This is a genomic window from Mesorhizobium sp. B2-8-9 (assembly GCF_006439475.1).
Lineage (GTDB): Bacteria > Pseudomonadota > Alphaproteobacteria > Rhizobiales > Rhizobiaceae > Mesorhizobium.
Map to the genome: position 1 here is coordinate 30685 of NZ_VFTQ01000033.1, position 23847 is coordinate 54531.

General features: G+C 60.9%; 20 protein-coding genes. 11 read left to right on the plus strand and 9 right to left on the minus strand.

What is annotated here, in order from left to right; all coding sequences use genetic code 11:
• Nucleotides 1-91: 91 nt before the first annotated feature.
• From FJ423_RS28300 to FJ423_RS28310, 3 genes are all read left to right on the plus strand, one after another.
• Nucleotides 92-1195 (plus strand): glycosyltransferase family 9 protein, encoded by a 1104-nt coding sequence (locus tag FJ423_RS28300; protein WP_140846207.1) that lies wholly within the window; start codon nucleotides 92-94, stop codon nucleotides 1193-1195.
• 309 nt (nucleotides 1196-1504) lie between these two features.
• Nucleotides 1505-2605: a glycosyltransferase family 9 protein gene (locus tag FJ423_RS28305; RefSeq protein WP_140846208.1), complete on the plus strand. Its 1101-nt coding sequence runs from the start codon at nucleotides 1505-1507 to the stop codon at nucleotides 2603-2605.
• A 135-nt stretch (nucleotides 2606-2740) separates the two neighbouring features.
• Complete coding sequence (locus FJ423_RS28310) at nucleotides 2741-3478, plus strand: polysaccharide deacetylase family protein (RefSeq protein ID WP_095766799.1); 738 nt, start codon at nucleotides 2741-2743, stop codon at nucleotides 3476-3478.
• A gap of 82 nt (nucleotides 3479-3560) precedes the next feature.
• On the opposite strand, the gene FJ423_RS28315 is transcribed toward FJ423_RS28310, so the two are convergent.
• Together FJ423_RS28315 and FJ423_RS28320 are read right to left on the minus strand one after the other, a co-directional pair.
• On the minus strand, nucleotides 3561-3950 hold the full coding sequence (locus tag FJ423_RS28315) for a DUF427 domain-containing protein (protein ID WP_140846209.1): 390 nt from the start codon (nucleotides 3948-3950) through the stop codon (nucleotides 3561-3563).
• Nucleotides 3951-4154: 204 nt separating this feature from the next.
• On the minus strand, nucleotides 4155-4511 hold the full coding sequence (locus FJ423_RS28320) for a hypothetical protein (protein ID WP_095766801.1): 357 nt from the start codon (nucleotides 4509-4511) through the stop codon (nucleotides 4155-4157).
• Nucleotides 4512-4701: 190 nt separating this feature from the next.
• On the opposite strand from FJ423_RS28320, the gene FJ423_RS28325 reads away from it, so the two are divergent.
• Together FJ423_RS28325 and FJ423_RS28330 are read left to right on the plus strand one after the other, a co-directional pair.
• Nucleotides 4702-6330: a fatty-acid--CoA ligase gene (locus FJ423_RS28325; RefSeq protein ID WP_140846210.1), complete on the plus strand. Its 1629-nt coding sequence runs from the start codon at nucleotides 4702-4704 to the stop codon at nucleotides 6328-6330.
• Between the two features lie 82 nt (nucleotides 6331-6412).
• Entirely contained in the window at nucleotides 6413-7198 is a 786-nt protein-coding gene (locus FJ423_RS28330; protein WP_140846211.1) for a DUF1499 domain-containing protein, read from the plus strand.
• Here the strand turns inward: FJ423_RS28330 and FJ423_RS28335 are convergent, their stop codons facing one another.
• Nucleotides 7199-8107: an MBL fold metallo-hydrolase gene (locus FJ423_RS28335; RefSeq protein WP_140846212.1), complete on the minus strand. Its 909-nt coding sequence runs from the start codon at nucleotides 8105-8107 to the stop codon at nucleotides 7199-7201.
• Between the two features lie 222 nt (nucleotides 8108-8329).
• Between FJ423_RS28335 and FJ423_RS28340 the strand changes: the two genes are divergently transcribed.
• The 6 genes from FJ423_RS28340 to FJ423_RS28365 all read left to right on the plus strand — a co-directional run bounded on the left by FJ423_RS28340 (nucleotide 8330) and on the right by FJ423_RS28365 (nucleotide 17497).
• Nucleotides 8330-8920, plus strand: coding sequence for a biotin transporter BioY (locus FJ423_RS28340; protein ID WP_140846213.1), 591 nt, complete (start codon nucleotides 8330-8332; stop codon nucleotides 8918-8920).
• A gap of 221 nt (nucleotides 8921-9141) precedes the next feature.
• Entirely contained in the window at nucleotides 9142-10032 is an 891-nt protein-coding gene (rfbA, locus tag FJ423_RS28345; protein ID WP_095767160.1) for a glucose-1-phosphate thymidylyltransferase RfbA, read from the plus strand.
• Complete coding sequence (gene rfbC / locus FJ423_RS28350; protein WP_140846214.1) at nucleotides 10025-10579, plus strand: dTDP-4-dehydrorhamnose 3,5-epimerase; 555 nt, start codon at nucleotides 10025-10027, stop codon at nucleotides 10577-10579. The genes rfbA and rfbC overlap by 8 nt, the downstream gene beginning before the upstream one ends.
• 14 nt (nucleotides 10580-10593) lie before the next feature.
• Nucleotides 10594-11739 (plus strand): dTDP-glucose 4,6-dehydratase, encoded by a 1146-nt coding sequence (rfbB, locus tag FJ423_RS28355; protein WP_246680342.1) that lies wholly within the window; start codon nucleotides 10594-10596, stop codon nucleotides 11737-11739.
• The gene (rfbD, locus tag FJ423_RS28360; protein WP_140846215.1) at nucleotides 11736-12644 is read left to right on the plus strand and encodes a dTDP-4-dehydrorhamnose reductase; all 909 of its coding nucleotides are present in this window, start codon (nucleotides 11736-11738) and stop codon (nucleotides 12642-12644) included. The genes rfbB and rfbD overlap by 4 nt, the downstream gene beginning before the upstream one ends.
• Nucleotides 12641-17497 (plus strand): glycoside hydrolase family 99-like domain-containing protein, encoded by a 4857-nt coding sequence (locus FJ423_RS28365; RefSeq protein WP_181174931.1) that lies wholly within the window; start codon nucleotides 12641-12643, stop codon nucleotides 17495-17497. Before rfbD ends, FJ423_RS28365 begins: the two co-directional genes overlap by 4 nt.
• A 105-nt stretch (nucleotides 17498-17602) precedes the next feature.
• On the opposite strand, the gene FJ423_RS28370 is transcribed toward FJ423_RS28365, so the two are convergent.
• From FJ423_RS28370 to FJ423_RS28395, 6 genes are all read right to left on the minus strand, one after another.
• The gene (locus FJ423_RS28370) at nucleotides 17603-18544 is read right to left on the minus strand and encodes a hypothetical protein (RefSeq protein WP_140846217.1); all 942 of its coding nucleotides are present in this window, start codon (nucleotides 18542-18544) and stop codon (nucleotides 17603-17605) included.
• Nucleotides 18545-18924: 380 nt separating this feature from the next.
• Complete coding sequence (locus FJ423_RS28375; RefSeq protein WP_140846218.1) at nucleotides 18925-20454, minus strand: glucosyltransferase domain-containing protein; 1530 nt, start codon at nucleotides 20452-20454, stop codon at nucleotides 18925-18927.
• A complete protein-coding gene (locus tag FJ423_RS28380; protein ID WP_140846219.1) occupies nucleotides 20430-20810 on the minus strand; it encodes a GtrA family protein in 381 nt (126 codons plus the stop codon). Before FJ423_RS28380 ends, FJ423_RS28375 begins: the two co-directional genes overlap by 25 nt.
• On the minus strand, nucleotides 20800-21750 hold the full coding sequence (locus FJ423_RS28385) for a WxcM-like domain-containing protein (RefSeq protein WP_140846220.1): 951 nt from the start codon (nucleotides 21748-21750) through the stop codon (nucleotides 20800-20802). Before FJ423_RS28385 ends, FJ423_RS28380 begins: the two co-directional genes overlap by 11 nt.
• Entirely contained in the window at nucleotides 21747-22697 is a 951-nt protein-coding gene (locus FJ423_RS28390; RefSeq protein ID WP_140846221.1) for a glycosyltransferase family 2 protein, read from the minus strand. Before FJ423_RS28390 ends, FJ423_RS28385 begins: the two co-directional genes overlap by 4 nt.
• The gene (locus tag FJ423_RS28395; protein WP_140846222.1) at nucleotides 22682-23812 is read right to left on the minus strand and encodes a DegT/DnrJ/EryC1/StrS family aminotransferase; all 1131 of its coding nucleotides are present in this window, start codon (nucleotides 23810-23812) and stop codon (nucleotides 22682-22684) included. The genes FJ423_RS28390 and FJ423_RS28395 overlap by 16 nt, the downstream gene beginning before the upstream one ends.
• Nucleotides 23813-23847 lie beyond the last annotated feature (35 nt).

Consider the following 23847-nt stretch of genomic DNA (forward strand, 5'->3'; position numbering starts at 1 on the left):
AATGTCACGCGAACGTGCGCGTGACGGCCCTGAATCTCGACACCGTTCCAAGCGACTTTTCGACACCGAATTTATTTGTGTCGGAAAACCCATGTTGCAGATTTCCCCATCCGTTTACCGATCGATCCTAATCCTGCAGACCAAGTTCATTGGCGACATCGTGCTTGCCTCGGCGTTGGCGAAGAACCTGCAGCTTCAATATCCGGGCGTCAGGATCGTGTTTCTCTGCGAAGCCCATTTCGCCGGCTTCCTGACTGCCCATGGCATAGCTTCCGAGGTCGTCCCCTTCAGCCGGGCCAAGATGCGTGGCTCGCCGCTCGAGCGAGGGCGCGAGCTCTTCCGGATGGTGCGCACGTTGCGGCGGCACCGTTTCGACATGACCGTCGACATCACAGATTCCAAGACGTCGCGGATCATTTCCGGACTGGTCAACGCTCCGGTCAGGGTCGGCTATTTTCCGACGGAGCGGCCTTTGCGCTGGCACGAGCGTCAACCCGCCAACGTCAGGATGAAGCCGTTCGGATTCGGCAAGAAGCACTATCTCTACCGTTATTTGTCTCCGCTGGAGGCGCTGGGCATCGATCTGCGCGTCAGGGCGCCGGCCATCCGGCCGCTGTCCTTCGAGACGGCGCGCGTCTTGGCCTTGCTCGCCAGGCACCAGATCCAGCCAAACGCTTTTGTTGCGGTCCATGCCGGAGCAAGCTTCGCGGGGCGGCGGTGGCAGCCGGAACGCTTTGCCGAGACAATCGACAGAATCGTCCGCGAAACCGGTCTGCGCGTGGTCCTGGTCGGCGGTCCGGACGAGGTTGAGGCGACCGACAGGATCATGGCCGCGGCGAAGACGCCCGTCGTCAACCTGGCGGGCACGCTGCGGCTGGAAATGCTGCTGGCGCTGCTCAGGGAGGCGCGGCTGTTTCTCGGCAACGAAAGCGGACCGATGCATATGGCAGCAGCGGCCGGAACGCCGGTCGTCGGCCTGTTCGGCCTGACCAACCCGGTCCTTTGGGCGCCGGTCGGCGTGCCCAGCATTTCGTTGCGGCCATCGATGCCTTGCGACTGCGTCGGGGGCGACCTGTGCCGCCGGACCGACCCGAGCAAGGCATGCTGCGTCTGGCGCCTGGAAGTCGATCCGGTGGTGGACGCGGCGCTGGAACTCCTGGCGCGCACCGAGATGGTCCTGGAAGCCGCGGTCTGACATTTGCTGGAATTGCGGACCGCCCGCCGGCCGCGTCCCCCGCTTTGCGCAAGCCAGAAAAAGTGTGAAACGGTCAGGTCCTGGGACTTCGCCTTAGCCTTCCGTCCGGAATTGCGTCAAAGACGACGAAATAGCGCATTCTCCGCGGTTTCCGAGAAACGGTGAAACGCTCTATCCGCGCGCGAGAGTCCGATGGTCCGCGACCGTGTCGTCTTGTATAAGATCACGTGAAAATGCGCGTGATGGTTCCACATGTCGACATCTCAACCCAGCTTCGCGAACTCCGGTCTGTCCGGAGCTCAGACACCGATGTTGCGGGCTCCCTTTGCAGTCCGCTCGATCCTGATCTTGCAGACGAAGCACATTGGCGATCTCGTTCTTGCCTCCGCGCTGGCGAAGAACCTGCAGCTCGAATATTCCGACGCCCGCATCGTCTTCCTCTGCGACGCCCGCTTCGGCGGTCTCCTCACCGCCAACGGCATCGCCTCGGAGGTTGTGACCTTCCGCCGTTCCCATATGCGCGGCACGCCGCTGCTACGCCTGCAGGAACTCGTTCTCACGCTCTTTAAGTTGCGCCGCTACCATTTCGACATGGCCATCGACATCACCGACACCAAGACGTCGCGGTTCATCTTGGGGCTGGTCGGCGCACGGGTTCGCGTGGGATATCACCCGTCCGAAAGGCCCCTGGGTTGGTTTGCGCGCCAACCTGCCAATGTGAAGGCCAAGCCGTTCGGGTATGGCGAGCAGCACTTTCTCTATCGTTATCTTTCGCCGCTGGAGGCACTTGGCGTGGACTTGCGCGCGCGGGCTCCCGCCTTCCGGCCGCTGCCGTTCGAGACGACGAAAGCCTTGGCGCTGCTGGACAAGCTGCACCTTCGGCCGAACGCCTTTGTCGCGGTGCATGCCGGGGCAAGCTTCCCTGGGCGCCGCTGGCAGCCCGAGCGCTTTGCCGCCGCAATCGATCGGATAGCGGCCGAAACCGGTCTCGACGTCGCCCTGGTCGGCGGCCCGGACGAGAACGAGGTGGCCGAGAAGATTCTGGCGACTGCGAAGACGCCGATCGTCAACCTGGTCGGAGCGCTCCCGCTCGAAACGTTGCCGGCGCTGTTCAAGCAGGCGCGGCTGTTTCTCGGCAACGACAGCGGCCCCATGCACATGGCTGCCGCAGTCGGCACTCCCGTCGTCGGCCTGTTCGGCCTGCAGAGCCCGATCCACTGGGGGCCAGTCGGCGCGCCGAGCGTCGCGGTATGCCCGTCCATGCCTTGTGACTGCGTCGGTGGCGACCTGTGCGAACGGCCCGACCCCAACAAGGCATGCTGCGTCTGGCGTCTGGAGGTCGACGCCGTCGTCGAGGCAGCGCTCCAGTTGCTGGCCCGAACCGAGATGCCTCTGGAAGCAGCTGTATAGGCGAAAGCAAATTTTCGCGATTGCTGTTTTTACGCTGTTTGCCGTCCCGATTTTCGCCTAGATGCCGGTCTTCTAGAGACAAGTTTTTGGCGCGGCGCGAAGGATGATGCCGAGCCTGCCGATGTGGAATGAATGATGGGTCTGCTTCGAAACTCCCTTTGCGCGATGGCGCTGTTCGCGGCGTCGGCGGGCAATGCCGCGACGCTGCTCGAACCGACGCTGCATCTGAAGCCGCAGGGCGTTGAAGGCGGCGGTCGCGTCGCCTTGACGCTCGATGCCTGCGGCGGAACGACTGACACAAGGATACTTTCGGCGCTTGTCGACAACAGGATACCGGCGACGATCTTCGTTACCGGCATCTGGCTGAAGCGCAATGCCGAGGCCGTCGAGATCATGCGGGCGCATCCCGACCTGTTCGAGCTGGAAAATCACGGCGGCCGCCACGTTCCGGCGGTCGATACGCCGCGGAAAATCTTCGGCATCCGCAGCGCCGGCAGCCCGGACGCCGTGCAGGCCGAGGTTGAATCCGGCGCCGCCGCCCTGGCCGGCGCGGGCGGCCCTGCGGCAAAATGGTTCCGCGGCGCCACCGCCGAATACAGTCCCTCGGCGATCGCCATGATCCGCAGGCTGGGCTTCAAGATCGCAGGCTTCTCGGTCAATGGCGACGGCGGTTCGCTGCTCGGCGCGAAGGAAACGGCGCGCCGCATCGGCGCCGCCAAGGACGGCGACGTCATCATCGCCCACATCAACCAGCCGACCCATGCCGCCGGCGAGGGCGTGGTTCAGGGCTTACTGGCCTTGAAGCAGAAGGGCATGACCTTTGTACGCCTCGACGATGCCGAGGGCGTTGGCAATGACGGCACCACCGATTGAGAGCGCGGCGCGAGGGTGGCGACCGCTGAATTTTGGCGGCCACCTCCTTCCGAGATCGACCTAGCGCCCCTCCCTTTACGGCTCAGTCCGGCGTGGCTGCGACCGTCACCTTGTTCGTGTAGAACGCGCCGTGATTGCGGATCTCGACCATTTCGTCGAACGGATGCTCATAAGCCCACATCGCGTTCTCGCCGGCTTCGCCGGCCGGCTGGACGCTCCAGTAGCTGGCATCGCCCTTGTATGGGCAATGTGTCGAATGGTCGGTCGGGGTGAGCTTGCCGAAATCGATATCGTCGAACGGGATGTAGAAGACGGCCGGGTAAGGTGGCTCCGAGAGAACCTTTGCCGCAGTCGATGTGGCGATGATCCTATCGTCGGCGCGGACCGTGACGGTGCCGCGATAAGGTTCGACGGTGATCACCTTGTCCGGGTTGCGCTGGAAGCCGGGGGCTGGATTGGCAAGCTTGTCCATGAATGGTCTCCTGGAGCAATTCTAGAAAAAGTGCGAAGCGGTTTTCCGTCCGGAATTGCGTCAAACAAAGAGAGAGCGTTTCGTTGTTTCCGCGAAACGGTGAAACGTTCTCAGGGGAGACTTACATGTGTCGGGCAGGCGGGTCGCGCAAGCGCGCGTCACGCTTGGCGTCATCACCATTCATTGAACGTCTGCTTCCGGTCGTCAGGCGGCCGTCTTGAAGGCGTCCATGAGGCCGGCATAGGCGGCGGCAATGCCCGCGACCGGATTGGTGCTTCTCGCCGCCGTCTCGACCTTCAGCGCGCCGCCGGTGGTCGGCAGCGTGAGCAGCAGGAACTGACGATTGTCGGCGTTGCCGATGCAGGCCGCGGCGACATGCTCGCCCTCGGCGCCGTTTTCAACGCGCATCTTGAACAGCAGCGTTCCGCCGACGGCCTCCAGCGCACCGCCGACGACTTCGGCAAATTCATCTTCGGAAACGGTTTTGATGTCCGGCGTCAGATCGTCCAGACTTTCGGCAAGCGTGCTTTCGAGGGCTTTTTCGTCGAGCTGCGCGTCCATGCGAATCTCTCCATTCGCCAATCTCACCCAGCCCGTTAACGAAGCTTAACGGCGACGATGGCCGGATTATGGCGGTTTTCCCGGTCCTTCGATCCATCCACTGGCTTCCGACTTATGGCGGCTGGACAAACCGCCGGTTCGTTTCACAATGCGTGAAACAAATGACGCGAATGCGCAAAGGGAGGAATTGATGCTTGGATTGATGCAGGAATGGCCGCTGCTTTGCCATAAGCTGCTCGACCATGCGGAACGCCAGCACGGCAGCCGGGAGGTCGTGTCGCGTTCGATCGAAGGCCCGATCGTGCGCACCAGCTATGCCGAAATCCATCACCGTTCGCTCAAGGTGGCGCAACGGCTGGAGCGTGACGGCTTCAGGCTCGGCGACCGCATCGCGACCCTTGCCTGGAACACCGCCCGCCATATCGAGGCCTGGTACGGCATCATGGGCATCGGCGCGATCTATCACACGCTCAACCCGAGGCTTTTTCCCGAGCAGATCGCCTGGATCATGAACAATGCCGAGGACAAGGCGATCTTCGTCGACCTGACCTTCGTGCCTATCCTGGAAAAGATCGCCGGCGCGGTCCGATCGCTGCGACGGGTTATCGTGCTGACCGACCTGGCGCATATGCCGCAAACGTCGTTGCCGAACGCCGTGGCCTACGAGGAATGGCTGGCCGAAGCCGACGGCGCCTTCGCCTGGAAGACGTTCGACGAGAACACCGCCGCCGGCATGTGCTACACGTCGGGCACGACGGGCGACCCGAAGGGCGTTCTCTACAGCCACCGCTCCAATGTTCTTCACGCCATGATGGCCGCCATGCCCGACGCCATGGGCATGTCCACCCGGGACGTGATCCTGCCAGTCGTGCCGATGTTTCACGCCAACGCCTGGGGGCTCGGCCAGAGCGGTCCGATGATCGGCGCCAAGCTGGTGATGCCGGGCTGCAAGATGGACGGCGCCTCGATCTATGAACTGCTCGACACCGAAAAGGTGACGTTCAGCGCCGCCGTGCCCACCGTCTGGATGATGCTGCTGCAATATCTTGAGGAGACCGGCAAGAAGCTGCCTCACCTGAAGAAGGTCGTCATCGGCGGGGCGTCCTGTCCGCGCGCCATAACCGCCAAGTTCCAGGACAATTACGGCGTGCAGGTGGTGCATGCCTGGGGCATGACCGAGATGTCGCCGCTGGGCACCCTCTGCACGCTGAAGCCGCAATATGAGGCGCTGACCGGCGAGGCGCGGCTCGACGTGCAGGGCAAGCAGGGTTTTCCCCCCTTCGGCGTCGAGATGAAAGTGACGGACGACGACAACAACGCGCTGCCCTGGGACGGCAAGACCTTCGGACATCTCAAGGTGCGCGGCCCTGCGGTGGCCCGAGCCTATTATGGCGGCGCCGGCGCCGAACAGTTCGACGCCGATGATTGGTTCGACACCGGCGACGTCGCCCATATCGACGCCAGCGGCTATATGCAGATCACCGATCGCGCCAAGGACGTCATCAAGTCCGGCGGCGAGTGGATATCGACCATCGATCTCGAGAACCTTGCCGTCGGCCATCCGGACGTTGCGGAGGCAGCGGCCATCGGCATCCCGCATTCCAAATGGGGCGAGCGGCCTTTGCTCGTCGTCGTGCGCAAGCCCGGCAAGGAGCCGACCAAGACAGACATCCTCGCCTTCATGAGCGGCAAGGTGGCGAAGTGGTGGATGCCCGACGACGTCGCCTTCGTCGGCGAAATTCCGCACACCGCCACCGGCAAGATCCAGAAGACCAGTTTGCGTGCCCAGTTCAAGGATTACCGCCTGCCGACGGATTGACGAAAAATGTTCGATCTTTCGGCTTCAAGCCGGCGCCAAAAACCTCTAAGTCTCGGTTCGGACTGGGGTAATGCGGCAGACAATGGCTACAATTCCTGAACGGCAGACGTCGAAGGCGGCCGGCTGGTCGCGGCGGATCGGGGCATTCTCTTTCGTCCTTTTGCTCACCGCCGTTGCCGCTTACAGGCTGGGTCTCGTCGAGACGCCGCCTTTCCTGTGGGTCCTGGCGCTCGTGGCGCTGCTGGCTGCGCTTGCCCTGTTGCTGGCCGGTCTCGGCCTGGCCAGGGTCTGGAGCTTCGGCGATCGCGGCGGCCGCGATCTCTCCATCGGCGCGCTGCTGGCGCTGCTGGTGCTGGCACCCTACGGCGTCGCCGTCTACTGGGCGACGATCTATCCGCCGCTGCGCGACATCTCGACCGATCTCGACGATCCGCCCGCGTTAGACACCAGCGACCGCACCGCCGACATGAACGAGCTGTCGCCGCCGACCCCGGGCGAACAGGCCCTGCAGGCCGAGGCCTATCCGCTGGTCAGCGGGCGCAGCTACAATCTGCCTTTCGAAACCGTCGTCGACGCTGTCGAAACCGTGCTCGACCGCCGCGACTGGCAGTTGACGGCGCCTTATCCCGACATCAACGGGCAAAGCGAGGCGACGATCAACGCGCTGGCCAGGGGCTTTGTGCTCGGACTACCGGCCGACGTCGCCATCCGCATCACCGACGACGGCGAGCAGGTCATCGTCGACATGCGCTCGGCCTCGCGCTACGGCCGCTACGACCTTGGCGACAACGCCGCCCGCATCACCGATTTCCTTGGCGAGCTGGACCAGCAAGTCGCCGGGCAGGTCGGCGCGGCGCCGGCTGAGTGATCACGCGGCGGGGCTGAAAATGCCGTCGATCGCCGGATCGCCTTCTGTGGCCACGAGGCCGCGTGCAACCAGATCCTCGAGATGGGCAAGCACCGAAAGACCGGCGGCGCCGTATAGCCGCGGGTCGGTGTCGCGATAGATCGCCGCGACCATTTCCGCGATCGTCCGGTCTCCGGCGCGGATGCGCTCCAGGATCGCCCTTTCGCGCATCTTGCGATGCGTCTTCAGGCCGCGCATGAAGCTTTGGGGCGTGGCCACAGGTCCGCCGTGGCCAGGTAACAGCAAGCGATCGTCGCGCGCCAAAAGCTTGTCGAGGGAGCTCATATAGTCGACCATGGCGCCGTCCGGCGGCGCGACGATCGAGGTCGACCAGGCCATGACATGGTCGGCTGAAAACAGCGTTCCGGTTCCCTCGAGGGCAAACACGGCGTGGTTGGCGGTGTGGCCGGGCGTCAGCACGGTGCGGATGGCCCAGCCGTTGCCCTCAGTCAGCGCATTGTCGGCCAGCACGACATCGGGAACGAAGGCGAGATCGGCGCTGGCGTCGAGCGGATTGACCTCGCCGATGCGCAAGGGGCGCGCCGGCCGATGCGGGCCTTCGGCAAGCGTTGGCGCGCCGGTGCGCTCTTTCAGCCGCGCCGCGAGCGGCGAATGATCGCGATGGGTGTGGCTGACGAAGATGTGGCTGACCGGTCGGCCGCCGATCGCCTTGAGCAGTGTTTCGAGATGGGTGTCGTCTTCCGGCCCCGGATCGATCACCGCCAGCGTGTCGCTGCCGACGAGATAGCTGTTGGTGCCGTGGAAGGTGAAAGGACCCGGATTTCTTGCGGTGATGCGCAGCACATCCGGCGCAACCGGAACCGCCCGGCCGTAGGCGGGATCGAAGCTGGTGTCGAATTCAAGGGCCATGCCTGCGGACTCCGTTGCGATGCGGCAAAGTGATTGCCGTCCGATACGGAAGCCAATATAGGAAAATCAATGGATGTCGCCCAAAACTGCGCAGCGGTTTTTGGGAGAACGACATGCATCAAGACAGTTTTTAAAGCGCGTCGCATGAATGCGTTTCTGCGCGATGCGCTTTAAGAGCCAGCTAATCAGCCACCCGGCAAATCAGCCAGAATGGGGAAGACCATGGCAACTGCAACCACGATGCGCCCGCTTGTTTCTCTCACCCTGCCGGATCGGGGTGTTGCCCGGCTGGCGACCCAGCTCTTCCTGGCGCTCGCCGGAACCCTGCTGCTGACGCTTTCGGCCAAGACCAAGGTGGTGCTCGGCCCGGTCGACATCTCGCTGCAGACGCTGGCCGTGCTGTTGATCGCCTCGGCATTCGGCCTGCGCCTTGCCGTCGCGACGCTCCTGCTCTACCTTGCCGAGGGCGCTTTTGGTCTGCCGGTCTTCCAGGGCACGCCGGAAAAGGGCATCGGCATTGTCTATATGCTGGGCTCGACGGGCGGCTATCTCGCCGGCTTCGTGGTCATGGCGGCGATCGCCGGCTGGGCCGCCGACCGCGGCTGGGACCGCGATCCTTTCAAGCTGTTCGGCGCCATGCTGATAGCGGAGGTTGTCATGATGGCCATGGGCTTTGCCTGGCTGGCCACGCTCATCGGGCCGGAAAAGTCCTGGCAGTTCGGCGTCCTGCCCTTCATCGTCGGCGACCTGATCAAGGTGGCTTTGGCCGCCAGCCTGGTGCCGGCCGTGTGGACATTGCTCAAGCGCGGCTGAGAACAATCGACGAGAAAAGGGCCGGCGGGCGACAAGCGCCCGCCGGCCCTTTTTCATGGCGCTGTCGGATTTCGCTCGAAACCGCCTCCTGTCGGATGATAGAAAGCGATGAAGTAACGTCGGGAAGCAGTCAAAGCCGACATTGACAAGCCAGCGCCCGAAAACTAAGCACGGGCAACTTGGCGTCGAGGCGGGGGCCGCGGTAGTTCAAGGAGAGCTTGTTGAAAGGAATTATCCTTGCGGGTGGCAGCGGAACACGTCTTTATCCGCTAACATTAGCGGTTTCTAAGCAAATACTGCCGATCTACGACAAGCCGATGATCTATTACCCGCTGAGCGTGCTGATGCTCGCGGGAATTCGCCAGATTCTGGTCATTTCAACTCCGCGCGACTTGCCGGTCTTCCAAGCGTTGCTGGGCGACGGTTCCGAATTCGGGCTGGAATTGTCCTATGCCGTGCAGGCGCAGCCCAACGGCCTTGCCGAGGCCTTCATCATCGGCCGCGACTTCATCGGCAAGGACAGCGTGTCGATGATTCTCGGCGACAACATCTATTTCGGCGGTGGCCTGTCGCAGCTCTGCCGCGAGGCGGCGACGCGCGATGGCGGCGCATCGGTCTTCGCCTATTATGTCGACGATCCCGAGCGCTATGGCGTGGTCTCCTTCGACAAGGCCACCGGCAAGGCTCTGACGATCGAGGAGAAGCCGCAAAAGCCGAAGTCCAACTGGGCCGTCACCGGTCTTTATTTCTACGACAACAAGGTAGTCGATATCGCCTCGACGATCCGCCCTTCGGCGCGCGGCGAGCTCGAGATCACCGCGGTCAACAATGTCTATCTCGAGCGTGGCGAGTTGCATGTCCACCGCCTCGGCCGCGGCTATGCCTGGCTGGACACCGGCACGCATGACAGCCTGCTCGAGGCATCGTCTTTCGTGCGCACGATCGAGCATCGCCAGGGCATCAAGATCGCGTGTCCGGAGGAGATTGCGCTGGAGCAGCGCTGGATCAGCGCCGACAAGGTGCTGGATCGCGCCGCGCGGCTCGGCAAGAACGAATATGCCGCCTATCTGCGCCGGCGGGTGGCCGATCTGATGGAGGAACGCGGTGCTTGAGGTCAGGCGGCTCGGCCTCGACGGCGTGCTGGAGATCGTGCCGAAGCGGCATGGCGATGCGCGCGGTTTTTTCAGCGAGACCTGGAATGCCGAGCGCTTCGCCGAAGCCGGCATCGATCTCGATTTCGTGCAGGACAACCATTCCTATTCCGCCGCGGCCGGCGTGCTGCGCGGCCTGCATTACCAGCTGCCGCCGCGCGCGCAAGCCAAGCTGCTGCGCGTCATCCGCGGCAGCGTGCTCGATGTCGCGGTCGACATCCGCCGTTCTTCGCCCACTTTCGGCAAATGGGAAGCGCTGGAGATATCGGCCGACAAGGGCAACCAGGTCCTGGTGCCGAAAGGCTTCGCGCATGGTTTCGTCACGCTCGTGCCGCATACCGAGGTGCTCTACAAGGTGACCGACACCTATTCGCCCGAACATGACCGCTCGATCCGCTTCGACGACCCGGCGATCGGCATCGCATGGCCAGAGATCGCGGGCGGCTTCCAGCTTTCGGACAAGGACCTCAACGCGCCGCTGCTGACCGCGGCGGAGGTGTTCGCGTGAGGAGGGACGGCGGCATGAATTTCCTGGTCACCGGCGGCGCCGGCTTCATCGGCTCGGCCGTGTGCCGGCATCTATGCGCCAATCCGGCCTACCGCGTCACCAATCTCGACAAGCTCACCTATGCCGGCAACCTCGCTTCGCTGCGGCCGATCGAGAACGCGCATAATTACCGCTTCGAGCACGCCGACATCTGCGACGAGCGCGCGGTGCTGGAGATCCTGCGCCGCGACGATATCGACATCGTCATGAACCTCGCCGCCGAGAGCCATGTCGACCGCTCGATCGACGGTCCAGGCGCCTTCATCGAGACCAACATCGTCGGCACCTACCGCATCCTGAATGCGGCGCTGGAATATTGGCGCGGCCTGTCCGACGAGCGCAAGGCGGGCTTCCGCTTCCATCATGTCTCGACCGACGAGGTGTTCGGCGACCTGCCTTTCGACGGCGGCATGTTCGTGGAGGAAACGCCCTATGCGCCGTCCTCGCCCTATTCGGCCTCCAAGGCAGCCTCCGACCATCTGGTGCGGGCCTGGCACGAGACCTACGGCCTGCCGGTGGTGCTTTCCAACTGCTCGAACAATTACGGCCCCTACCATTTCCCGGAAAAGCTGATCCCGCTGGTCATCCTCAACGCGCTCGATGAGAAGCCGCTGCCCGTCTACGGCGCCGGCGCCAATGTGCGCGACTGGCTCTTCGTCGAGGATCACGCGCGCGCCCTGGAGCTGGTAGCGACCAAGGGGCGGCCGGGCGAGAGCTACAATGTCGGCGGCAATTCCGAGCGCACCAATCTCGGCGTCGTCGAGGCGATCTGCGACCTGCTCGACCTCAGGCGCCCGCGCGCCGGCGGCAAGCGCCATCGCGAGCTGATCACCTTCGTCACCGACCGCCCCGGCCATGACCGGCGCTATGCGATCGACGCCTCCAAGATCGCGCGCGACCTCGGCTGGGCGCCGCGGGAGGATTTCGACAGCGGCCTGGCCCGGACCGTCGACTGGTACCTCGACAACAAATGGTGGTGGGGGCCGATCCGCGAGCAGCGCTACGACGGCGCGCGGCTGGGCCGGGCTACGGCGCGCCCGGTCGAGAACGCCCCGGTCGGCAGCGCAAAGACCGAAAATGGCCTGGCCGGGAACGCGGCCGAGGGCAGGGTGACCACGTGAGGCTTGCCGTCACCGGACGCGAAGGCCAGGTCGCCGCAAGCCTGGTCGAGGCGGCGCGGGGCCGCGACGATGTCGAGGTCGTCGCCGTCGGCCGGCCGGCGTTCGACCTTGCGCGGCCCGAAACGGTATTTGCAGCCCTTGAAGCGGCAAGGCCCGACATCGTCGTGTCCGCCGCCGCCTACACCGCCGTCGACCAGGCCGAGGACGAGAGGGACCTGGCCTTCGCCGTGAACGCAACCGGCGCCGGCAAGGTGGCCGAAGCGGCGGCAAGGCTCGGCGTTCCCGTCATCCATCTGTCGACCGACTATGTCTTCGACGGCGCCAAGGACGGCGCCTATGTCGAGACCGACCCGACCGCGCCGCTCGGCGTCTACGGCGCCTCCAAGCTCGCCGGCGAAGAGGCGGTCGCCACGGCCAACCCGCGCCACCTCATCCTGCGCACGGCCTGGGTCTACAGCCCCTTCGGAAGGAACTTCGTCAAGACCATGCTGAGGCTGGCCGCCGACCGCGACGAGATATCGGTCGTCGCCGACCAGTGGGGCAATCCGACCTCGGCGCTCGACATCGCCGACGCGATCCTGCATGCGGCGCCGAAGCTGGGCGACGGCAGCAATTTCGCCGCCTTCGGCGTCTATCACCTGGCGGGCGAGGGCGACACCAACTGGAGCGGCTTTGCCCGTCACATCCTCGACACAAGCCGAGCATTTGGTGGCCCGCACGCGAAAGTGCGCGATATCGCGACGGCGGATTATCCGACCAAGGCCAGGCGCCCGCAAAATTCGCGGCTGTCGAGTGCCAAGTTTGCAGAGGCGTTTGGGTGGCAGGCGCAGCAATGGCGGGAAGCCACGGAGAGGGTGGTTCGGCAGCTGGGGGGGCGCGAGACGAGACAGGCATTGAGTGCATGAACGAAAATCCATCACCGGAGCAACTGCGCGATGCGAGCGCGCAGTCGGCCGATCAAGCGGCGACGAAGACGCGCGCTAGGGCCAAGTCCGCGAAGGCCAAGCCGGCGAAGCGCACATGCATCATGGTGCTGGGCATGCATCGCTCAGGCACGAGCGCGCTGACGAGGGTGATCAGCCTGCTTGGCGCCGAGCTACCGAAGAACTTAATTTTAAAAGACAGCAACAATGCGACTGGTTACTGGGAACCGGCAGCATTGAACGCTCTCAATGATCAGATGCTTGCGGAAGCCGGTAGTCGCTGGGACGATTGGCGCGTCTTCGACGCGGCCAACCTCGGCAAGCCTCGTGCCCAATTCTACCGCGCGGAGATCGCTCGCATCCTTGAGGAAGAATACGGCGAAGCTCCGCTCTTCGTGCTGAAGGAACCGCGCATATCTCGTTTTGTGCCGTTCTACGCTGACATCCTAAAGTCGATGAAGATCGATGTTCGCTATGTCTTGACTGGGCGTAACCCACTTTCGGTCCTTGCGTCGCTCGCCAAGCGAGACGGCTTTACGCCGGGGTTTGCGGCACTTCTATGGTTGCGCCACGAGTTGGAGGCTGAGTCCGCCACACGCGGCAGGCCGCGTGTCTTCCTCTCCTACGAAGCGCTTATGCTAGACTGGCGTCATGAAATCCAGAACATAGCGGCGGTGCTGGCCATCGGCCAACCACGGACTGTGGACGACATCGCGGCCCATGTGGATGCTCACCTCTCGCGAGAATATCAGCATCATACCGCAGGCGGTGCGCAACTACTGGCCGATGAACGCATCGCCGACTGGGTCAAGGACGCCCATGCCGCCTTGACCGCGCTTCGTAACGACGGGCAGGATGCTGAGGCGCTTGCCACGCTCGATAGGGTGAAGGCTGAATTCGACGCTGTATCGCCGATCTTCGGTGACGCGTTCTTTCCCGAGCTCGAGGCACGACAGCGGATCTCGGCACGAGCGCAGGCCGACCTGCGAACGGTCGCAAACGACAGCGCTGAACTGGCCCGGCAACGTGCTGCCGAAATTGAGACTTTGACCGCTCTGGAGCGGCAAAGACACGCCGACTGGGGTGAACGCGAGGCAGAGTTCGCTAGAGAGAAGGCTGAACTTCATCGCTTAATCGGCGAGCGTGACGTCGAGGTCACGCGGCTCGTGCGAGAGGCCGAGCAAAGCATGGCCGAGATTGAAAGGCTCGGGGCGCAAACCGGGTTGCAGGAATATCAGACAACCTTTGCCAAGGAATTGGCGGATCTGAAATCCTTGGCTGATCAACGCGCGGTCCAGATCGACCAACTGCAGGCCGAGTACGACGGACTGCGTCGGCAGGCTCACGAGGGCACAGGCAGATACGAGGAGCTTGAGCGCGAGAACGCCGCTCTTCGCGCCTACGCAACCGGGCTGGAGATGGAACGCGACCACGCCCGTGCCGAGGAAAAGCGGCTGCATGACGTCCTTGACGCGGTGTATAGCAGCACATCTTGGCGAACGACGCAGCCAGTTCGTGCTATCGGATACGGTATCGCCGCGGTTGCGCGTATTCCTGCGTCGTGTCGTAAGCGGTTGAGCCGGGTTGCCTACGCCTCTTGGCATCAGCTTCCTGTGCCGACGGGCACGAAGCAGAAGTTCAAAGGCGTTGTTTTCCGTTTCTTGTCGTTTTTTTTCAAAAATACCACTGCCTATAAGGCTTGGCGGAGTTCCAACTCTTATGTTGGTGGGTTACCGGCAATTGCCGGCACCGCAGCTGTCGGCTCAGGCGTGCCGAAGCCCGTACACGTTCCGCTGCTGGATTCCGAGCCATTGGCGAATAAGCCGGTGCGCGTAATTGCTTTTTATCTTCCGCAGTTCCATCCAATCCCGGAAAACGACGAGTGGTGGGGTACGGGTTTTACGGAATGGGTCAATGTCAAACCCGCGCAGCCACAGTTTTTGGGGCATAGTCAGCCCCATGTGCCTGGCGAGCTTGGTTACTACGATCTCAGAGACAAAGCGGTACAACGCCGCCAGATCGAATTGGCGAAGCTATACGGAATTGAGGGCTTCTGCTTCTATTTCTATTGGTTTGCAGGAAAAAGGCTACTCGAAAAGCCGTTGGAGAACTGGCTCAATGACAGGGATTTGGATCTTCCATTCTGTTTATGCTGGGCCAACGAGAACTGGTCCCGTCGGTGGGACGGGCTCGACAGCGAAATCCTCATAGCGCAGAACCATTCGCCAGCGGACGATCTTGCATTTATCAAAGAGGTCGCGCCCTATCTGCGCGATCCCCGATATATCCGAATTGACGGTAAGCCGGTGCTTTTGGTTTACCGACCGAGTTTGCTCCCGGACGCCAGTGAAACGGCTTCGCGCTGGCGCCAATGGTGTCGTGAGAACGGCCTCGGCGAGATCTATCTCGCTTACACTCAATCGTTCGAAAAGAACGATCCGAGACTATACGGCTTCGATGCCGCTGTCGAATTTCCGCCGAACAACTCCGCGCCTCCGAACGTGACCGATCAAGTCATGCCCCTGGCAGACGACTTCGGAACGACTGTTTATGACTGGTCTATTTTTCCGAAGCGCAGCGAACAATATCCTCTCCGCGAGTATAAGCTGTTTCGCTCCGTCTGCCCAGGTTGGGACAATACCGCTCGTCGCAAGAACAATGGAACGGCTTTCATCAACAATACGCCGGATCTCTACAGGCGGTGGCTCGAAAACGCCGCCAAGGACACCATCAATTACATCGACGAGCCAAGTGAAAGACTAGTCTTCGTCAATGCCTGGAACGAATGGGCAGAAGGGGCGCATCTGGAACCGGATGCGCAGACTGGCTATGCGTACCTCCAGGCGACCCGCGATGCATTGGAGGCAGTACGTCATGAAGGGAAAAGCATCGTTGTAGTCTCACACGACGCACATCCACACGGCGCGCAAATGCTTGCCATGAACATGGCACGAGGTTTCGGTGAGCTTGGCTTCAAGTCCGAGTTGATCGTCCTGGGCCACGGCAATCTGCTACGTCGCTTCGCGGAAGTGGCCAATGTACATCTGATCGACCTTGCGGCGGAACCCAAGGCAAAGGTGTTGGAGCGCCTTAAGGCTATCCGACGCGGCGGGGCCGAGATAGCGGTGGTCAATACAACGGTCTCCGGGCTTCTCGTTCCGTTGCTGAAGGCAGCAGGCTTTTGCGCCGTCTCGCTTGTTCACGAAATGCCGGGCGTTTTGAAATCCGTCGGGCTTAAGCGGCATGCTGCCGCGATCGCGAAACACGCCGACGTTTTGGTCTTTCCCGCGGAAATTGTTCGATCCGGATTTGAGAATTTCGTAGGCAGGTCAACCGGGCGGGCGGTGACCCGTCCGCAAGGCTCCTATTTTCGCACGCCATTTCGGGAAGAGGATCGCGTTGCGGTGCGGGATCGGGTGCGCAAGAGACTCGGCCTGCGTGAGGACGCCCGCATAGTTCTCACGGTCGGATACGGGGATCACCGTAAAGGGCTGGATCTTTTCGTTGACGCCGGACTCAAGGTAACAAGGGCTAATCCGGATGCGATTGCTGTCTGGGTAGGTCATGTCGATCATGCTCTGCACGCATTTCAAATGCAGCGAATAAAGAATGCTGGGCTTGAGAATCGTTTTGTCTTTGTCGGCTTGGTGGAGGATCCCAGAGAGTACTATTTCTCGGCTGATATATATGCCTTGACGTCGCGTGAAGATCCATTTCCTTCAGTAGTGCTTGAAGCGTTCGATGCGGCAATTGCGGTAGTTGCTTTCGAAGGTGCCGGCGGCTTCCAGGATCTGCTAAAGCGCGATTGTGGTATCCTTGTTCCCAAGTTCGACACTGATGCGATGGCCAGTGCCGTTTTCAGCCTTCTCGACGATCCGGAAAAAGCTGGACGTCTGGCTAAGATCGGCCGTGAAATTGTCCGGCAGGAGTTTGGCTTCAGCCACTATCTCCATGACCTGCTGGCCTATGCCGGAAGGCCTTTGCCGCGGATATCCGTCGTGGTGCCGAACTACAACTACGATCGATATCTCACCAGGCGCCTCGATTCGATCGTGAGGCAGACGGTAAGACCTTATGAGTTGATTGTGCTTGACGATGCCTCGACGGATGACAGCGTCAAAACCATCGAGCAGTTTTTGGCCACCTGCGATATTCCAGCCAGATTGATCAGGAACGAGCGGAATTCAGGCTCGGTATTCCGTCAATGGATGCGCGGCGTTGAAGCTGCGCGCGGCGATTTCGTTTGGATCGCCGAAGCGGATGATCTCGCCGATCCCGACCTTCTGGAAAAACTTCTGCCCGCCTTCGAACGACGCGATGTAGTCATGAGCTACTGCCAGTCGCGGCAGATGGATGGCGATGGGCGCATCTTGAGCGAACATTACCTCGATTATGTCTCCGATATCGACCGGTCCCGCTGGGCTAAACCCTACGTCGTGGACGGACGCCAGGAGATAGGCGAGGCGCTATACCTCAAAAACACCATTCCGAATGTCAGCGCGGTTCTCTTTCGTCGAGAAACATTGCTCGAGGCTCTCGGCGCGGGGCTCGAAGAGATCGCTTCCTATAGGGATGCCGGCGACTGGGTCGCATATCTGCGGCTGCTGGAGAAGGGTGGGATCGCGTTCCATCCGCAGTCGCTCAATTCGCATCGCAGGCATCAATCAAGCGTCACCCGTTTCGACGTCAGACACTTGCAGGAAATCGCCAAGGTGCAAGCCGAGACGATCGCGCGTTTCCATCTTGGGGCGTCGGCACAAAGTGCGGCAACTGCCTATGTGCAGCGCCTCTATGAGCAATTTGGCTTGGCAATGCCTGAAAAGCCGCAGGTCTAGAGCATGATCCCGAAAAGTGGGAACCGGTTTTCGGAGAAAGATCATGCTCCAACAAAGAGTTAGATCGTGAGGGCGATTCAACGAAACGCCATCACGATCTAGGGCTCACAATAGACCTGCATCAAGTGTCGGCAAAAGGAATGCGGCTGCTTTCGCAAGAAATCCCGTCGCTCTCGCAATTGCCGATTTTTGCAAACTGAACCATCCGCCTTTTGGCTCATGCCGTTGTTCAAAAAGGAAATCTTCCTGAAAGCCGGGGCGAAAGTGCGGCCGGTAGAAAGGCAATGCGCGACGCATCCGGTCGACGCAATACCTCACATTTTTCGCTGTCAGCGGATACTCTCCCGGCTCGCTTTGCATGGTCCGGAAAAGTTCGACAAGCAGGCGGTGCTGGTCAGCGGAAGGGCGCGCAACATTCACATGCCTCAAGGCTTCGATCAGGGTGTAGGGCAGCGATTCGTTCCCGCCAACCTGGCTGTAGTCGAACCCATCGCCGGGAACGCCGATCATGGTGAGAAAGTCCCTAAACAACGAACCCTCAACCCACTGCGCTCGATCATATGGAGCCAGCACCAGCTGTGGGATTTTCAACCAGCGCTTGAGAACGTCCAACTGCGACGGGTCATAGGCGAAGGGCTGCTCGTTTAGCGGGCGGGTCCAATGCGTGTCATAATGCCGGACCACCTCGTTGAAAGCTGAGATTACGATGTCGCCTGGGTGGCGTAGATAGGCGATGACGCGAACGTCGTGACCCTTGAGCCCTGATAGAAACTGATCGAGATCTACTTCCGGCTGGCAAAGCATTTCCGAGCTGATGAGCAGCGTTTTGCCTGCCGCCTCTGCGAGCATCGTTGCCAACCGCGACGGGCCATGGTCGATCGATCCTGGCATGAATGCCGCTACCAAAGGGTTGTGGTTTGGCCAGTCGGGGATTGTCGGCTTGTAAAAGACGCCGTGCTCCAAAAGCAAAGAGGCGTTTCGAGCTAAAAAAGCCTGAAGCGCGCTCGTGCCGGTTTTGTGGACGCCGATATGAAGGATAATCGTCATGGAATCGACCTCAGCAGAAGGTCCGCAGCATTGATCATCGAAACCGCAATGTCATTAGAAGATTGTGATATTCCAACGAATCCAGTGCCTAACACTGGGCTTGATGGTTAACTCGCGAGTCGCGCTGGGTTCGACCACAGCATCTCGGCCCGGCTGCCGCTGATTTCGATCGCTCGCGGTTCTTACCCGAAGCAGCGCTATGAGATTTCCCGAGGAGGTCCGATCTCGGCTTCCTCAGAATATAGACCTCGGTCATGGGGCCACGTTCCCCAATTGGAGAACCCGGCGCAGGACATCGGCCCTATGAATCAAAACAATCTCAGCGGCGCAATCAACTCGCACAGCATCGAAGGAGTTTCACATGAGCCTTGCCGCGTCCTTCAGCGGTTGGCGACCCTTGTGAGTGCCTGTTGATTTGCGTAACTCGGGCCTTCGCCAAGCCGGATCAATACAATGTCGCCTTGTATTTCCAGGCTGCCAAGTGCGGGCCATACAGGCATCGTCGAAAGCCGGACAATTGTTTGATCGACTTGCTGGTCCGTCGGGCCGTTTAGGTTAGAATAGCCGAGCAGTTTCATATAGTAGGTGATGCGCCAAGCATTGCCGCCGTCCCACTCGAAGAATGAGTATCCGACGGTTGAGCTGGGGGGCCTGGGATAGTTGGTGGCAAACGGCAGCCCGCCGAACACGCACAGAGCATACGCGCGCCTGGCGTCAAAGCCGGGCATCGCCGTCAGCCTCTCGTAGATAGCTGCGGCTAGGAGTGTGTCGTGCTTGTCGACAAGATAGCTGGACGCCTGCCGATAATTTTGGATCACCTGGATCTGGAAGATTACCACTCCAAGCAGGATCGCCGACACGATGCTTATCTTGGCATTGCTGCTTGTCACGGCAAGGTAGACGAAGAGCCAGACCGCTATCGGCAGACCTACGAGACTTCTAAGGGGCATGATGCCGGCCGCCAGAACGTGGACGCCGAAAGGAATGAACAAGCAGACCAAAGCGGCTGCGAGCAGCAGCAATCTTGTGCGTGACAACTCCTTGAAAAGCGTCCAGACGCCGAGGATTAACAGCAGCGGAACTGCCCATAAAATGACACCATAAGCGCCACGGTCCAGACCAAGCGCCTCTCCTACCGCTTCCAGTACCCGGCCGGTCACCACCACTGGATGTTGAAAGAAAAAACCCGGCTGGAAAAGCGACTCGAAATACTCACTTCTTTTGGAAATGAACGATTTGAAAATTGCATTGCCGACGGCGTAGAAAATCGCGGAGCCCACTACCAGGCCACCGACGCGGATCAGGTCTTTCGGCTGCGATCTTTCAATGCCGGCCCGTGCCTGCAGAACGCAGACGGCAATGCCCAAAACCAGGATTGCCGGTGCGAAACTCTGATAGATTGAGATCGCAAAACCGCCGGCAACGACCGCAACGAGGAAGCGGCGACCATCTGCCGGGCTACCGTTCTTGCTGATCAACCAAATTGCAAAGGCACTAGCAGCAAGGCCGATCCCGACCGCTGCGATGTTGGAGTAGAACTCTACGATGAAGAACCATGTCGGGAAAGCACAGAAGGTCGTGAAACAAGCATATTCGGCGATGGAAAGCCTATGCTTGTCGATGGTATCCATGACGAGCAGGTAAGCAGCAACGCAACCGGCGCCAAAGATCGCCGGAGCCAGCAATGGCATTACAGGATTTGGGATAAGGAACCTCTCGATCAGGTAGGCCCCCCAACGCCCCTGGGCAATCCAGATCGAAGAATCGGTTCTGAAGGCGGCCACCTCTTCGTCAATGGACAGCGAAAAGGAGGCCAGCTCGGAAAAGTACATTGCGACAAAGATCGCAAAGAGATTGATAGCCGCCCGGATCGAAGAGGGGCGTATCAGTATCGTCTGCGGAGTATCCATCGAGAAACCAGGAAATTGAGCATCGTGGTGACGACAAGTGTTGCAAAGAACGCCGCCGCTCGGCTTTGCAGCGCTCGTTCGAGAAGATGAAGGGTTACTAAGCCTGCCACAAACACCGCGGCGACCGAGCCGCCGACTGCCAGCCGGTCCGTCAAGCCGGTGCGCCCGCCAGGAAAGACGCGGTCCGGGTAGAACACCATCACGAATGCGAGGCCTATCAGCCAGGCAATGGTGTAGGAAATGCCCGACGACAGGATCGTCAAGCCAGCAAAGTAGACGGCACTCGTCAGCGCGGTGTTCAGTCCTCCCGCAGCAAGAAAACGAAGCGCATCCGAGCCTATCCGGTCAGTGGTCATCCGGCCTGACCGTAGCGAGGAAATCCGAATAGTCCCTGATATAATCGCTTGCATCATACGGATGCGAGGCCATGACCAGCAGGGCGGTATCGGGCTGGAACTTGTACTGGATACCCCATACCCCAGGAGGTAGGTAAAGACCGATCGAGGGATCTGCCAGCGACACTTCCTTTCTGTCGTGACCGTCATCGACGACCACCGACAGGCGGCCATGGGTGGCAATCAGGAATTGGTGGCACTGGCGGTGCGCATGCTCACCCCTGACCTTGTCCGAAGGTACACCGTAGACCAAAAACGACCGCATGGGCTTGAAGGGCAGGTTCTGTCCGAACTCGAGCGGGGCCAGTTCGCCGCGCAGATCACTAAAGTGTGGCAACCGCCAGAGCTCACATCCGCCGACGCCGAGCGCCATCCTGTCGCCTGCAGCACCGGGGGTCGCTTGCGTCATCACAGGCTCGACCTGCGGACCGGTCTGATAGCCGACGATGACGGCCGGATTTCCAACCACCACGGCGTTTGCCGGGACGTTTTTGGTCACTACGGCGCCGGCGCCGATCATCGCCTGGCGGCCGATCGTTATGCCCGGCAGGATCGTTGCGTTGGCGCCGATCGACGCGCCGTCCTCGACGATCGTCTGGAGAAACGATGCCGGATAATGTTTCGAACGCGGGAAGCGGTCGTTGGTGAAGGTCGCATTCGGACCAACGAACACGCGATTGCCCAGCCGGACGCCGTCCCATAGCTGAACGCCGCTTTTAATCGTGACGTCATCGCCGACGGTCACGTCGTTTTCGATGAAGACATGATCGCAGATGTTGCAGTTCGCGCCGATCACGGCCCCAGGGAGCACATGGGCAAACGCCCATATGCGTGTGCCATTGCCGACGCGCGTGCTTTCGCAGATCCCGCGGTCATGGACAAAAAATGGTTTGTCGTTCATGCGGACGTCCCGTCAACAATGCGGCTTATTATCCGCAATGGGCGCGATTTGGTATTTTCAACCGCCCGCCAAAGATAACAGCCAAGGATGCCTTGCACCGCGAGGATCGCTGATCCAAACCCCGCGATCAGCAGCACCAGCGTCGTGTATCCGGCCGGGTCGATTTTGCCAAGCAAGCGGGCGACGACGGTGATTGCCGCAAACACAAGACTGAGCACGCAGCCCGCAATGCCTACCCAGAGTATGAAAACGATCGGAAAGTCGGAAAACGAGAAGATCGAGTCCATCATATATCTGAGCCGGCGCCCAATGCCCCAGGCACTCTTCCCATGCTCCCGCTCGCGCCGCCGGTAAGGCACGAACTCCCGTCTGAATCCGACCCAGAACAGCTGAACCACAAGCGAGCTGTTTGGCTCCTCGATTGACAGGATCGCATTGAGCGCCTGGCGGTTGCAGGCAAATATATCGACCCCGCCGCTCGGCATGCTTGGCAAGATCAGCCTGCGGTAAACGCTCCAGAAGGCTCGGGACAGGAAACGTGTCAGAAGGGGATCGTCGCGGCCGGTCCTGCGGCCAAACACGACGTCGGCCGTGTCCTTTTCAAGCATCGAAAAGAATTCGACAATGAGTTCGGGCGGCTCCTGCAGGTCGGCAGCCATCGCGGCCACATGTTTTCCGGACGCGTGCTCGAGCCCCGTCCGAATGGCCGTGAAGGAGCCAAAATTCCGGCTGTGGAAGATGATCTTGTACTTGTAGCTGGCGTCCTTCAAAGCCGTGACCAGCAGGCCGCCCGACTGGTCGGGCGATCCATCGATGACGAAGACAAACTCGATGTCGCCCTCATACATAGCGTCGAAATTGGCGACGGCCTGCAACAGGGAAGGGATGTTCGGCTCATTGCGGTAAATGGGAAAAACAAGAGAGCGCGCAGTCACATTGCCTCCCATTCGCTCAGGGCCTCGCACACTTGCTCGACCTCGTCATTCGTCATGTCCGGGTAGCACGGGACGGAACAGAGACGACTGATGCTTGCCCTGGAGATTGCGAGATTTTCGGTCCCTTTCATGGGCAGGGCAGCCCAACCAACCTGATCGCAATCGAGCACCGGATAGTGGACATCGGTATCGACGCCGCGCTCCTTCATGAAGGCGCGGAACGCGTCCCGGTCGTCACACAGCAGGACCGCGAGGTGTGCGACGGCGCCGTTGCCGCCGTCGAGGAATTTGAGCCGGCGTCCGGTGACGGCCCTAAATCGGCTGACGATGCTGCGGCGTTGTTCGTTGCGGCTGTTCAAGTCCGGAAGGAGCACATCCAAAATCGCGGCCTGAACCTCGTCCATGCGAGAGTTGCGCCCTCCCGGCAGGGCCACATGATATTTGGAACTCCAGCCATATTGATGAAGCTGACGAACGCGCTCCGCCAGTTTTGGGTTGGAGGTGAGGACTGCGCCGCCGTCACCCATCGCGCCGAGATTTTTGGTCGGATAGAAGCTGAAAGTGGCGATGTCTCCAAGTGATCCAGCCGTTTCACCCCTGATGCGAGCACCATGTGCCTGGGCGCAATCCTCGATGAGCGGTATGTGCGACATGCCAGCATTGACAAGTCCTGCCCGGATAGCTGGTACATCGACCACGCCGCCGTAAAGATGGGTAACGACAATGGCAGCCGTGTCGGTACTCACCGCTTCCAGCACCGACTGGACGCTTGCAAGTTGGCTAGCTGGTTCGATATCGACGTAGTGTGGAATGAGGTCGTTGTGCCAGCACGCGCAACTGGCGTATCCCCCGGCATTCGCCGCCACGATCACCTCGCGTCCATGCGCATCGCCAAGCCCGACGATAGAGCGTAAAGCGAGTTCAAGGGCGTCCGTTCCGTTTGCGACGAGGATGCAATCCGAGGCTCCTGCAAACGTCGCAAAGTTCGCTGCGAATCGCTTCCCTGCCGCGCCATTGAGCCACCATCCGGACCGCAGCGTGCTTGCTACTTCGCGCGCGATTTCAACCTCATAGCGCTGGTACAGACGCTTGAGATCATTCATCGGAACGGCATTCGGCTTCATCATCGACAACTCGACAGCGTGTCTTCTTCGTTCCGGCG